Here is a 12659-nt window from a genome sequence, read left to right as displayed (position 1 = left end):
AGGCGGTCGCACCCGACAGGAAATAGAGCGTGGAGCCGGTAGGTACAGTGGCGGAACTGGCGATCGGAGAAGCGTCGGTCTGCTTGCGCGTGATCCCCTGTGCCTGGGCGGACGTTGCAAACAGCGCAAGGGCGGCGGCAGCAGTGGCGATTTGTGCTTTCATGGACATCATCCTCTCATGACGATGGAAAGGAAAAGAGCTGGTCGCGTTGGGCAACTTTGGTCAGCGTTTGCTGTGCGGCGCGGCATGCCGACCACAACGAAGCGGTTAAGAGTGAGAGATTGAGACTGGACAATCTCATCATCGATGCCCCCTTTTTAGCAGTCCGCGTGACAAGCTAAAAAACGATACTGAACTGAAAAACCTCTATGGCAGTGCGCATATCAGGAGAGTTGTAAAATTAGCTCTGAGATTATTGCTCGATTCCATTGACTTAAATTGTACGATTGCTTTGCGCCGGAAATCTACGCCTATGATAATTGCTTTTAATCATGGATCATTGACGAGTGCGCCACACCCCTCTCCACAGCTCCACAGAGCAACATTATTGGGGAATGCTATCAAAGAATCTCCTGTGTGGTCGGATAGTGTGATGACCAGGATTGCCGGAATCAGCCGATGAGGCGGGGAGGGCTAAAAGACGTAGATTGGTCGCGACCTGCCGGTTACCGGACAGTCCGGACCTAGGGATGCGAAATTGGTGCCTGAAGGGCGACAAACGGTCGAGGGCTGATATCGGCGCTTACTGAGCCATTCGTTGGAATAGCGTTGGGATCCAGAAATCAATCGATCGGCCTTATATCTGCTGAAATCCACGAGGTCTCAACATGTCATTTTTCTCCGTACTTGGAAATTGGGTGTCGGGATCTTTTGATACGCAGGGCGGCGGAAGGCCGGATGCATTTCAAACAATTCTGGAACACAGCGCCGACGTGATCTGCCATATAGAGAATGAACGGTTCGTTCACATATCTTTGTCGGCCGAACGGCTATTGGGCTGGGATCCCGGGGCCCTCATAGGCACAAACCCGCTGGAAGGGGTCTGCGCCGAGGATAGGCCGACCATTCAAGAAGTGATCTCGCACCTTTTTTCGGGCGAGAAAAACATAGCTATCGCACAGTGCCGTGTCGTTTGCGGCGACGGGTCGCTGAGGTGGTGTGAGACGACCACCCGATTGGAACTCACTGATAGCGGCAGTCACCGTGCTGTTATCATTATTCGTGACATTTCGGATCGCAAGCGACTGGAGGAGGAGTTGGCAGCGCAGGCACTTCAGGATGGCCTAACCGGTCTGGCAAATCGCCGTGCCTTCGATCAGGCACTTGACCGCGAATGGAAACGGACGCTGCGCGATGGTGGCGAAATTGCTCTTCTGCTTCTTGATGTTGATTATTTTAAACAGTTTAACGACACTTATGGCCATCAGGCCGGCGACGACAGCCTGCGGGCTGTTGCGGCTTGCGTTCGTACGCACTGTCGCCGTCCGGGCGATCTGGCATGCCGGTATGGCGGCGAAGAGATTGCCGTCATTCTAGGCGCTAGCGGCACCGAAGGAGCCTTGGCAATAGCGGACGCGATACGCTCATCCGTCGAGGCGTTAGCTATTCCACACGAAACAAGTGTGTGCGCCAACAAACTTACGGTCAGCGTCGGAGTGGCCACCGCACTTGCACGGGAGGGCGGATCTATCCGGATGCCAGAAGGCCTTCTCCAGGCTGCAGATCACGCACTTTACAAGGCCAAGGCAGCTGGCCGCAATCGTGTGGTGCAATCGGTTCTGATCGCGCCCTTAGGGAGCTGATCTGCAGACTCCGCCTCTCGCTGAGTACGCAAGAAACAGAAGAAATTTGCTATGCCCGTGTCTAGCGCCATCGGACGGACCGCACCGAGGCAGCGAGAATTGGCCGCTGAATGACCAGAAAGGGTCGATTTTGACGTGCCGACAAAGTGAAGGCCGTTCGCGTCAACCTACTGGATTAAACAACGAGTAGCTCGCGCAGCACCTAACGGCGTCATACTTGCGAAGGATCATAGGCATGACCAGATCGTTGATGTTGAGTGACGCTGTATCAGCTTCCCAAAGCGCGCCTTGCAAATCACATTTTCGCGAACGACTTCAGCGTGAACCGAAGACAGCGCGCTTGTCCTCGCGGCGGCGGCCGACCAGCATGCCGCGTTCCAGCCGGGCGCAAAGCGCGGCGTAATAATCCGGCAGGAAGCCTTCATCGTCGCCTTCGTCCGCCAGCCCCGCCTTGCGCCGGATCGTGGCCGCTACGGTAGCGATCGCGTCATCCTGCCCTCTGCGCAAAACCGTCTCCAACGTCTGCAATTCATAGATGCCGTAAAGGTCGAGCGCGGCGTCGCTGAAGACGCGGCGCGGCTGCGCGGCACGCGCCGCGACAAGATCCGTGCCCGATGCGGCGCGGACATTGAGGACGACCCAAGTGCCCACCAACAGGTCGCCGACCCGCAGACGGTCTCGGTTGAAGAGAGGGAAGAAAAGGAAAATGCCTGTCCAGCTGAGCGCGAACAGCGTGAGGAAACCGTCGACCGCGTCCTGCGCCGCCTGCATTCCAAGAAAGGAAAGGGGCAGGAACACCTCTATCTCGCGTAGCGCGATGCGGGCGATCACCACCCTGCCGGTCATCCCCGCAATCTCGACGAGAGCCGCCTCCGCCAGCTTGTCGCGAAGGGCGGCGCGATGTGCATCTCGACCATCTATCTGTCCGAGATGAACCTCACCGCCGAGCGCGCCGAATTGTTCGGCAAATTCGAACTGATATCCAGCCTCTCGCCCGCCGATCAGGCCGATCTGACCCGCCGCTGGAACGCGCTCAACACGCGCGAGAAAATGTGGGATGCCGATTTCGAGACCTTCATGACGATGCTGCTGCGCGGCCTCGAAGTTGGCGGCGTCGACCATATCTGCATCGGCGCCGATTGGGATGGCGGTGACGGCGTCCATGGGATCGAGGATATCACCGCGCTTCCCAAAATTACCACGCGCCTCAAGGTTGCCGGCTATATCGACGCAGATATCGAGAAACTCTGGAGCGGCAACGTGCTGCGAATACTCGACCAACAAGGGCGGTAAGAATGGCATCGCGTGCCGGAAAAGTCGGTTTCGGGTCTTGTTCATGCAAAGCCGCCATTCGACCGACCGCCAGTCCGAGGCTTGGTCATTCGGATAGCGGACGGTCTGCACCTCGGGACCGAAAATAGGCGCCCAAATGGCCGATATGGGTCGGCTGTGTATGGAAACTCTCGGGACGATACGCTGCTCGCGTCCATTCATCTCGGTCTTCCGGCGCAGGCAAGACTGGCCAACTGAGGCATTGACGCGATATGCGGGTGCAATGAGCGATCCGACCGAAGAACAACTCGCGGTGCTTGGCACTGCGTTCGAAACTTTTGCAAGAAGATACAAGCTTGCCGACGCCCTTCGCTCCGAGCGGCCGCTCGCCGAGTTGGACAAAGCCGTGTTGCTCTATGTTGCAGAACATGCCGGGTGCGGTCCGACTGACGTCGCGCGCTTCCTCGCCGTGCCTGCAACCACCTTGTCCTCCGCGACCGACCGGCTAGTGAGGCGCGGCTTCCTGAAGCGAGAGCGCATCGAAGCCGACCGTCGCGCCGTTGCCCTCACACTGTCCGAGGCCGGCGCGGCCTATGCCAAGGCCCAGGTCAACGCCTATCGGCAAATGTATATGCTGATGCTTTCGCGACTGTCGCCGCACGAGCGTGATCAGTTCATCGCAATGATTACCAAGATCGTCTACAACGATAGTTGAATAATTCGAATCTCGTTGTATCTTGATCTGGTGCTGGAGGTCCGGCGGCACACGAGTTTGAGGAGAGACGTCATGGCGATACGGGTAAACGGCACGGAAGTAGCAAGGCCCGAGGACGCCCGGGTCTCCCTGCTCGATTTGCTGCGCGAGCACCTTCACCTCACCGGCACCAAAAAGGGATGCGACCAAGGTGCCTGCGGCGCGTGCACGGTTCTCCTTAATGGCAATCGCGTCCTATCCTGCCTTACGCTGGCCGCACAGGCGGACGGAAGCGACGTCCTCACAATCGAGTGCATCACCGGCGATGCCGGCGATCTGCACATGTTGCAGCAGGCGTTTGTCGAGCATGACGGGCTGCAATGCGGCTATTGCACCCCCGGCCAAATTTGCTCGGCGATTGCCATGGCGGAGGAATTACGTCGGGGCGACCCCAGCTACGTGACCCTCGATATCGCCGCAGGAACGCAAGTCGTGACGCGCGCAGAAATCCGCGAGCGTATGAGCGGCAATCTCTGTCGCTGCGGCGCGCATAACGGGATCGTCGAGGCGATCGAGGCGATGCTGGCGGAGACGGCAGCATGACCCCCTTGACCTATGTCCGCGCAGCGGGTCGGGCCGACGCCCTTGCCCGCGTTGAGAGTGGCGCACGGTTTTTGGGCGGCGGAACCAACCTCGTCGACCTTCTGCGGCAGAATGTCGAACAGGCGAGCGACTTGGTCGACGTCAGCCTCTTGGAAGGCATCATCCGTGAAACCGATGGCGGCGGGCTGCTGATCGACGCGTCGGTCAGAAACGCCGCCGTTGCTGCCCATCCGCTCGTGCGCCGCCGCTACCCGGTGCTTGCGCGCGCGTTGCTCGCCGGCGCCTCTGCGCAGATTCGCAACATGGCCACCGTCGGCGGCAATATCCTCCAGCGTACGCGCTGCATGTATTTCTACGATGTCGAGGGCGCGCGCTGCAACAAGCGGCAGCCGGGCACTGGCTGCGACGCGCTCGACGGGTTCAACCGCTATCATGCCATTTTGGGTGCGTCGGACCAGTGCGTCGCGACACATCCTTCCGACATGTGCGTGGCGCTCGCCATGCTCGATGCCGTGATCCATCTCTCCGGCCCCGAGGGTGAACGGTCGGTGCCGTTGACGAACTTTCATGTCCTGCCGGATGCCGCGCCGCATGTGGAGACCGTGCTGAAATCGGGCGAACTGATCGCCGCCGTCGAACTGCCGCCGCCGTCGGGCGCGGTGACCAACGCCGAATATCGCAAAGTCCGCGATCGCTCGAGCTACGCCTTCGCGCTGATCTCCGTCGCGGGCGGCCTGGCGCTCGCTGACGGGCGCGTCACGCAAGCTCGCATTGCGCTCGGCGGCGTCGCCGCGAAGCCCTGGCGCGCGACCCGGGCCGAAGCGGCGCTGGTCGGCGTCGCGCCGACGCCTGAGGCTTTTCTCGCTGCGATCCGTAAAGAGCTCGTCGGCGCGAGGCCGCTATCCGGCAACGATTTCAAGATCAGCCTCGTCGAACGAACGGTGGTCGCCGTCCTGACCGCTCTTTCAGGAGCGCACGCATGACCAAGCTACAAAATGCCATCGTCGGCGGTGTACGCGCCGTTATCGGCCATGTGCCCGAAAGCTGGCTACCCGGCGGCACGCCCGATCCGCTGATCGATAAGCGCGTAACGCTCGGCGAGCAGCAGTCGCGGGTCGACGGACCCGACAAGGTGCGCGGGGCGGCTCGGTTCGCCGCCGAAGTGGCGATGGAAAATCTGCTCTACGCCGCCTTCGTCCATTCCACGATCGCTCGGGGGCGCATTGCCGATATCGATGTATCGGCAGCCGCGGCAGCATCTGGCGTCGCGCTGGTCATGACCTATCGCAATGCGCCCAAGATGAGCGTTCCGCCGCCGATCGGCATGACCAACCTCAAGGCTGCGGGCAATCATACATTGCCGATCATGCAGGATCCCGAGATACGCTGGAACGGACAGGTCGTGGCGGTGGTGCTGGCTGAAACGCGCGAGCAGGCAGATCACGCGGCCACCTTGGTCCGCGTGCGCTATGACGCCGCGCCGGCACGCACGCGGTTCGAGGAGGGTAAGGCCAGCGCCTATACGCCGGAGTCTATCCTGGTCGAACGCAACCGTATCGAGAAGGGCGGCCCAAGCCGAAAGTTCGCCGAGGCCGCATTCAAGATCGACGCGGTCTATACGACGCCTTGGGAGAACCATAATCCGATCGAGCCGCATGCCGCGACGATCGTCTGGCGGGACGGCAAGCTGATCGTTCACGACGCGACCCAAATGATCCACGGGACCGCTGGATCGCTCGCGAAAATATTCGGGCCGAACGCCGGTGATGTCGAGGTAAGCTCGCCCTATGTGGGGGGAGGCTTTGGCGCGAAAGGTCTTTGGGATCACCAGATACTGGGCGCGGCCGCAGCGAAGCTTGCTGACCGGCCTGTGCGCGTTGCCCTCTCACGCGCCAGCATGCACCGGCTGATCGGCGGTCGCATGCAGACAGAGCAGCGGGTGGCGCTGGCCGCGAATGCGGACGGCAAGCTCAATGGGCTATTGCACCATGGCTTTGGCGTCAGGCCGCTGCACAGTATCTGCGATGAAGGCTTCACCCTCACCGGCCGCTCGCTCTACGCCAGCGAGAGCTTCGATATCGTCCAGCACTATGTCGACCTTGACCTGCTGGCAAACAGCTTCATGCGCGGGCCCGGCGAGACGCCCGGCACCTTTGCGATCGAATGCGCTATGGATGAACTCGCGCATGCCATCGGCATGGACCCCCTAGAGTTGCGCCGGCGCAACGTGGCCACCCGCGATCCGTTGAGCGGCGCGCCGCATTCGCAGAGCGCGATGATGGAGGCTTATGACCTCGGCGCGACGCGCATCGGCTGGGATCGTCGTTTGGCAGAGCCAGGCGTGCGGCGCGAGGGCGAGTGGCTGATCGGTATGGGCTGCGCCAGCGGCACCTTCCCGTTCATGCGCATGCCCGGCACATCCGTGCGTATAACCATCGACGCCAGTGGCCATGCCCATGTCTCCAGCGCCGCGCACGAAATGGGCATGGGCACGGCGACGGTGCAGCGCCAGCATGCCGCCGATCGGCTAGGCCTTCCGCTCGATCGCGTCACGGTGACGATCGGGGATTCGAGTCTGCCGTTCGCAAGCTTTGCAGGCGGATCGTCTCAGACCGCCTCATTGGCCGCGGCGATCAGCTCGGCGAGCGCTAAGCTTGTGGCCGAACTCATGCGCATAGCGGGCAATGACACGCCGCTGGCCGGCCTCAAGCCAAGCGAGGTCGAGTTCTCCGACGGCGGGGTCTGCAGCGTCGGGGATCACGCTCGCCAGGAAAGCTTTGCCTCCATCCTTCGCCGCGCCAATAGGAGCGATCTGAGCGTGGTCGGCGAAAGCGGCGCGCCGCTGGAGATCATGAAATATTCGATGCACAGCACGTCGGCGAACTTCTGTGAGTTGCGCGTTAGCGAGGTCACGGGCGAAATTCGCGTGGACCGTCTTGTCGGCGCCTTTGACTGCGGCCGCATCCTCAATGCCAAGACGGCGAGCAGCCAGTTTAAGGGCGGCATGATCATGGGGCTCGGCATGGCCCTCACTGAAGAGACGCTGCTCGACGAGCGTACCGGCCGCATCCTGAGTACGTCGCTGGCCGATTATCATGTACCGGTGCATCTGGACGTGCCCGACATTGAGGTGCTGTGGACCGACATACCCGATCCCCGTACGCCGCTCGGCGCGCGCGGGATAGGCGAGATCGGGACGACCGGCGTCGCGGCCGCCATCGCCAACGCCGTCTTCAACGCAACGGGCAAGCGCGTGCGCGACCTGCCCCTAACGCTTGATAAGCTTGTCTAGCCCTGGCCGGAATAGCCGTACTTGGAATAGCGGACGGTCAACAGTTAGAATCAGAAAACTTGGTGCATGGACGTCCGATTTGGAACGATATCAGAACCGGTTTTGTTTCTGTTATCCCAAACTGCTTAAACAATCGGAATCATTTTCGCATTTTTGTATTGTGAAATCTAGTCGCTCTTTCTTAAATATATTGCGGCAATGCTTGAAGCAAGTTCGACGCGTCTAAAAGGTTTTGCTAGCCGTGGCATGTCTATAGCTATTCCTCCCACCTCGGCATAGCCCGAGACTATCAACACCAGGAGATGGGGTAGAGCTGCCCGCAGCGTGTGCGCGAGGTCTACTCCGGTCATGCCGGGCATCAAATGATCGGTGACAAGCAAATCTGGAGCCAGACCCTCAGCGATAAGTCTCAGAGCCGCCTCGCCACAATCCGCTTCATGCACCTCGTAGCCAAACTCTTCGAGCATGTCGGCCGTACTTGCTCTGACCACTTCCTCATCATCGACAAGTAATGCCACACCTCTGGCCTTGTCTTCAAATCCGGGATTGGTGGAAACCTCGTCAATTCCAACGCTCTTCTCGCTGATGGGAAGCCACAGCTCGACGTTGGTGCCCACACCCTGCGTGCTCTGGATGGTCAGGGCACCGCCAAGTTGCGCTGCCAAACCATGGGCCATTGACAGCCCAAGGCCCGTGCCTTTGCCGATTCCTTTCGTAGAAAAGAAGGGTTCGATAGACCGTATGAGGGTTGCTTCGTCCATCCCCATGCCATTGTCGGCGACGGATAGCTTAATGTAGTGGCCCCGCTTCAGGGCGCCCCCCATCGTCCGGACACTTGCACCCGTTGCGGTGATCCGCAGAGTGCCCCCTTCGGGCATCGCATCCCGAGCATTGACGCCGAGATTAAGGAGCGCCATTTCCAGTTGGTTGGGATCGGCCTTAGCCGGCGGCAGGTCGTCAGCCACTTCAACGACGACCCGAACCTGGGGGCCGGTCGTGCTGGCAAGAAGCTCGGCCATGCCCGCCACAAGCTGGCCAACATCGACCGCAATCGGTTGCAGCGGCTGGCGCCGTGCAAAAGCGAGCAAGCGCTGAACGAGTGTCCTGGCACGTTCGGCCGACTGGATTGCGCCCGCTATAAGCCGCTGCTCGCGCTCATTTCCGACGCCCTTGCGCTGAAGAAGGTCAAGGCTGCCGACAATCGGCGTGAGCAGGTTGTTGAAATCATGTGCAACGCCGCCAGTCAACTGGCCCATTGCCTCCATTTTCTGGCTTTGCCGCAGTGCTTCCTGCGCGCGCTCAAGCTCCTCAACAGCTTCCTTTTCCTGCGTCACATCGCGGCCCACAGCGTAAAACAGGTCGCCGTCTGGCACTAAAGTCCAGGAAATCCAACGCCAAGATCCGTCGGCATGACGCACCCGGTCCTCAAACCGCTCGACCGTTTCGCCGCTGCCTAATCGCCCCATCAGTGCCTCAACCGCTTGACGGTCGTCGGGATGGACCTGCTCACGGAAAGGCATGGCCAGCAATGTTGCGACGTCACGCCCGAGCGTCTTTTCCCAAGCCGGATTGATCGCCTTGAGTTGGCCATCGAAGCCGATGATCGCAAACAGATCCCGGCTCATCTCCCACACGCGGTTACGCTCGGCGGTCTTCTCGGTGACTTCCTGCTCGAGCCGTTCATTGAGCTCCCGAAGCCGTATTTCGGCCGCCTTACGGGACGTGATGTCGATGGCAGTGCCTATCACCCGGAAACATACCCCATCGGCATTGAACAGGCCGCGCCCTTTCGCCGCGACCCAGCGAATGATGCCATCCTCCTTGCCCACCGTCCTGTACTCAACGTCATATAATGCGCGCAATAACGGATCGCTCGCCGCTTCATAAGCCGCCCGCGTTTTCACCTGATCTTCCGGGTGAACGCCATTGTAGAAGTCATCCAACGTCACCGGCACATCGGGCGAAATGCCGAACATCGCCTTGACACGCGGCGGCCAGAACATGGCACCGGTAAACGCATCAACATCCCACTGGCCAATCTCACCGACTTCGGTCGCGAGCCGTAGTTGCTCTTCACTCAGGGTCAGCCGGTCTTCGGCTTCGCGGCGTTCGTCGATATCGATGACTGAACCGACATAGCCCAGATACTGGCCGTCCGTGCCGAACCTTGGTGCTGCAGCATCGATGGTCCAACGGTATATACCGTCGGCTCTGCGGAGGCGGAAATCAACGCGGTAGTCGCGCCGTTCGGCATTTGCCGATACATAAGCTTGCTCTGCTGCTGCGCGATCATCTGGATGAACAGCGTCGAGCCAGCCATAGCCTTCGCCAGCGCTGGGTGCCTGACCTGTAAACTCGTACCAGCGCGCGTTGAGATGGGTGCAATATCCGGTCGGATCGGTCACCCACATCATCACTGGGGAGTGATCGGCCATATTACGGAAGCGGCTTTCACTCTCTCTCAAAGCGGCGGCGCGCGCCTTTTCTTCAGTCAGATCGCGTACCTCGATGATCGTACCAATCGGCTGGCCATTGTCTCCGGCAATTGGCGAGGCCGTGAAGGCGACCGGGTAAAAATGTCCATCCTTATGGACGAACACCTCTTCCCCTTGCATGCGATCCCGTTCTGGAAAGGCCTGGTCGATCGGACATTCATCCAGAGGATAGGGATTACCATCGGGCCTTTGATGATGAACGACATCGTGGAGCGGCCGACCCAGTGTCTCTTCCAGTCGGTAGCCCGTCAAATGCTCGGCTGCCTGATTCATAAAGATGCAATGCTGCAGATCGTCCATCAGAAAGATGGCCATCGCAGAATTGTTTACGATGGCGTTGAGCCGACGTTCGATAGAATTCACTGATGGCGTCCTCAGTTGGCAAGTCGCCATATTGAGCCTTTTTGGCCCAGCTTTATAGCGTCAATTCTTCAACGTGCTACCGCGCCTTGAGTTGCAAATGTAACCGGCCCCTCGGCTGGAACTTGCCGATTAGGACGATCCCTGAGGCTCATCGCCAAACAGCCGCCTGTTTGCAAACCTCAAAGCATTTATCGATGTTGAATACCTCACAAGGGCCAGTCTCGCGTCGATGCATCCTGCCCTCTGCTCATTGTTCGCCCCAATGCAAGAGACCGCGCGGACCAGCTCGACGCGATCTCACCACTGCATTGTGAAAGACGGGCTCGCCCCGCCTAAGGCGAAACATGTGGTCTAGCTTAAGAAAGATAGGGTCAGCGCTCGCAATCAAGCAGACTATGAGGTTAAATTACTCTTGCGACCTGCATGGGGTTCTCATCCTGCTTACCTATCTCAATTCGCCGACTTGGCCCAGCGAGGCTCAAGGTTTGGAGATGGTATGAGGCTCGCCGGTCGTGGCATGCTAGGCGGCGGATCGAACATGCCATTAGCGAGATATTGCATCGCGGTAACGATCCCTGCATGGGAAAACGGCTTTGCAATTACGCCATGAGCGCCGCAAAAGTCGGCTGGTATCTTCGAGACGTTAGCGGTGATGAAAACGATGAGTGCATCCGGCCAATGCCCCCGGATGTACCGGCATACATCCAGCCCGTTCGATTCCTCTGCCAAATGGATGTCAACAAATGCGAGTTGGGGATACAAATCCCCCGGTAATGCTTGCACGTCTCTCAGGCTCGCGGCGCCGGCCAGGACGTGATGACCACTGTCCTCGACCATAGCCTCGATATCCATCGCGAGGAGCATCTCGTCCTCAACGATCAAGACTTCCATCATGTTGGTCATGATCTGGCTTCGGTTTGAGGAAACGTGATCGTCACGCAGGTTCCTGGGTTATTGTCGCTCCAAGTGGCTTCCGCGCGCGCCTGGCGTGCAAGCCGGGTTATAAGTGACGTTCCGATACTCTTGCTGCGAGCGGTAGATGGCATGCCTGGACCATCGTCACATATCTTAATGATGCCAAAGTCATCACCACATTCGACCAGGAGGCTAAGCTTACCCGATCGACCTTCCGCAAAGGCGTGCTTGACGGAGTTGGTCAGGATTTCGTTGAGAATCAGGCCGAGCGCAGACGCGTTAGCTGCGTCTACGAATAACGCCTGCGACTGAACATCCAGCGCGATGTCGCTGCGGCCACTCGACCCGACCACATCAGACACAAGACTTTGCGCAAAACTGCCAATATCAAAGAGCGATATGTCGGACGATTGATAGAGCTGGCGATGAACTACGGCGAGGGCATCGACGCGTTCGAGCATGGAATCGAGCTTGGATGCCACGGAAGGATCATCGATAGTTCGAACTTGCAGGCGCAACAGCGACCCGATCATCGTAAGATTGTTTTTTACTCGATGATCGACCTCGTGAAGAAGGATGGTTTTTGCATCAAGCGCGGCACGCAGGTCGGCAGTGCGTCGTTCAACTTCGCGTTCGACCAAAATCTTTTGATCGTTAATGATGTTCTGTGCTTCCACACGTTCGGTGACATCGAGTTGCGACGCGAAGAAGAAGCGAATCACGCCGTCCTTATCGCTGACTGGCGATAGGTAGAGTGCGTTCCAAAACGTCGTGCCGTCTTTTCGGTAATTTAGAAGGTCGACATCGATAGCCTGGCCGGCGGCGATGGATTCGCGAAGCTGCGTGACCGTGGAGGGGTCGGTTTCAGGGCCTTGAAGAAAGCGGCAATTACGACCGATAATCTCGTCACGTGTGTAACCGGTCAGTTCCTGAAACGCGACATTACAAAAGACAATCGGATTGTCATCTTGTGCCGGGTCGGTAATGACCATCGGCATTCGTGTCGCGCGAACGGCGGCCGCGAAAGGATCGCCCCGGCCATGTTCGTATTCCAGTGCGTCAGTTAGATGCCAGTCGTCGCGTTGCTTCAAGGTTACCTCCAGCGAAGGCCGGAAGGCTTCACGTGCCCATGAACGTAGTTTCTAAAATATGGTTCCGCACTGACTTAGCGCAATGGTCTATGCTCAAGCTGGTTAGCGACGACTGATGCGCGTCGATGGCT

Annotated in this window: 10 protein-coding genes; 6 read left to right on the top strand and 4 right to left on the bottom strand. The window is 59.1% G+C overall.

The window, feature by feature from the left end; genetic code table 11:
• Positions 1 to 828 precede the first annotated feature (828 nt).
• Positions 829 to 1803: a sensor domain-containing diguanylate cyclase gene (locus J2W40_RS19175; protein WP_310227572.1), complete on the top strand. Its 975-nt coding sequence runs from the start codon at positions 829 to 831 to the stop codon at positions 1801 to 1803.
• Positions 1804 to 2118: 315 nt separating this feature from the next.
• Here J2W40_RS19175 and J2W40_RS19170 read toward each other — a convergent pair whose 3' ends face one another.
• Entirely contained in the window at positions 2119 to 2649 is a 531-nt protein-coding gene (locus J2W40_RS19170) for a hypothetical protein (protein ID WP_310227571.1), read from the bottom strand.
• A 54-nt stretch (positions 2650 to 2703) separates the two neighbouring features.
• Here J2W40_RS19170 and J2W40_RS19165 point away from each other — a divergent pair, with 54 nt between their 5' ends.
• The 5 genes from J2W40_RS19165 (at position 2704) to J2W40_RS19145 (ending at position 7664) form a co-directional block, all read left to right on the top strand.
• Positions 2704 to 3096, top strand: coding sequence for a membrane dipeptidase (locus J2W40_RS19165; protein ID WP_310227570.1), 393 nt, complete (start codon positions 2704 to 2706; stop codon positions 3094 to 3096).
• Positions 3097 to 3358: 262 nt separating this feature from the next.
• Positions 3359 to 3790 (top strand): MarR family winged helix-turn-helix transcriptional regulator, encoded by a 432-nt coding sequence (locus J2W40_RS19160; RefSeq protein ID WP_310227569.1) that lies wholly within the window; start codon positions 3359 to 3361, stop codon positions 3788 to 3790.
• Between the two features lie 72 nt (positions 3791 to 3862).
• Positions 3863 to 4372 carry a 2Fe-2S iron-sulfur cluster-binding protein gene (locus J2W40_RS19155; protein ID WP_310227568.1) on the top strand — a complete coding sequence of 170 codons (510 nt, stop codon included), beginning with the start codon at positions 3863 to 3865 and terminating at the stop codon, positions 4370 to 4372.
• Positions 4369 to 5355 carry an FAD binding domain-containing protein gene (locus tag J2W40_RS19150; RefSeq protein WP_310227567.1) on the top strand — a complete coding sequence of 329 codons (987 nt, stop codon included), beginning with the start codon at positions 4369 to 4371 and terminating at the stop codon, positions 5353 to 5355. The genes J2W40_RS19155 and J2W40_RS19150 overlap by 4 nt, the downstream gene beginning before the upstream one ends.
• A complete protein-coding gene (locus tag J2W40_RS19145; RefSeq protein ID WP_310227566.1) occupies positions 5352 to 7664 on the top strand; it encodes a xanthine dehydrogenase family protein molybdopterin-binding subunit in 2313 nt (770 codons plus the stop codon). The genes J2W40_RS19150 and J2W40_RS19145 overlap by 4 nt, the downstream gene beginning before the upstream one ends.
• A gap of 167 nt (positions 7665 to 7831) precedes the next feature.
• On the opposite strand, the gene J2W40_RS19140 is transcribed toward J2W40_RS19145, so the two are convergent.
• The 3 genes from J2W40_RS19140 to J2W40_RS19130 all read right to left on the bottom strand — a co-directional run bounded on the left by J2W40_RS19140 (position 7832) and on the right by J2W40_RS19130 (position 12528).
• The gene (locus J2W40_RS19140; RefSeq protein ID WP_310227565.1) at positions 7832 to 10522 is read right to left on the bottom strand and encodes a hybrid sensor histidine kinase/response regulator; all 2691 of its coding nucleotides are present in this window, start codon (positions 10520 to 10522) and stop codon (positions 7832 to 7834) included.
• A 450-nt stretch (positions 10523 to 10972) separates the two neighbouring features.
• The gene (locus tag J2W40_RS19135) at positions 10973 to 11425 is read right to left on the bottom strand and encodes a response regulator (RefSeq protein WP_310227564.1); all 453 of its coding nucleotides are present in this window, start codon (positions 11423 to 11425) and stop codon (positions 10973 to 10975) included.
• Entirely contained in the window at positions 11422 to 12528 is a 1107-nt protein-coding gene (locus tag J2W40_RS19130) for a PAS domain-containing protein (RefSeq protein WP_310227563.1), read from the bottom strand. Before J2W40_RS19130 ends, J2W40_RS19135 begins: the two co-directional genes overlap by 4 nt.
• Positions 12529 to 12659: the final 131 nt, after the last annotated feature.

The organism is Sphingobium xenophagum (assembly GCF_031457465.1).
Classification (GTDB): Bacteria; Pseudomonadota; Alphaproteobacteria; order Sphingomonadales; family Sphingomonadaceae; genus Sphingobium; species Sphingobium xenophagum_A.
This window is presented reverse-complemented; position numbering and strand designations above follow the sequence as displayed.

Excerpts from the sequence above, each read along its gene's own strand:
- J2W40_RS19175 (WP_310227572.1), top strand. The coding sequence starts at position 829 with ATGTCATTTTTCTCCGTACTTGGAAATTGGGTGTCGGGATCTTTTGAT.
- J2W40_RS19170 (WP_310227571.1), bottom strand. The coding sequence starts at position 2,649 with ATGACCGGCAGGGTGGTGATCGCCCGCATCGCGCTACGCGAGATAGAG.
- J2W40_RS19165 (WP_310227570.1), top strand. The coding sequence starts at position 2,704 with ATGTGCATCTCGACCATCTATCTGTCCGAGATGAACCTCACCGCCGAG.
- J2W40_RS19160 (WP_310227569.1), top strand. The coding sequence starts at position 3,359 with ATGAGCGATCCGACCGAAGAACAACTCGCGGTGCTTGGCACTGCGTTC.
- J2W40_RS19155 (WP_310227568.1), top strand. The coding sequence starts at position 3,863 with ATGGCGATACGGGTAAACGGCACGGAAGTAGCAAGGCCCGAGGACGCC.
- J2W40_RS19150 (WP_310227567.1), top strand. The coding sequence starts at position 4,369 with ATGACCCCCTTGACCTATGTCCGCGCAGCGGGTCGGGCCGACGCCCTT.
- J2W40_RS19145 (WP_310227566.1), top strand. The coding sequence starts at position 5,352 with ATGACCAAGCTACAAAATGCCATCGTCGGCGGTGTACGCGCCGTTATC.
- J2W40_RS19135 (WP_310227564.1), bottom strand. The coding sequence starts at position 11,425 with ATGACCAACATGATGGAAGTCTTGATCGTTGAGGACGAGATGCTCCTC.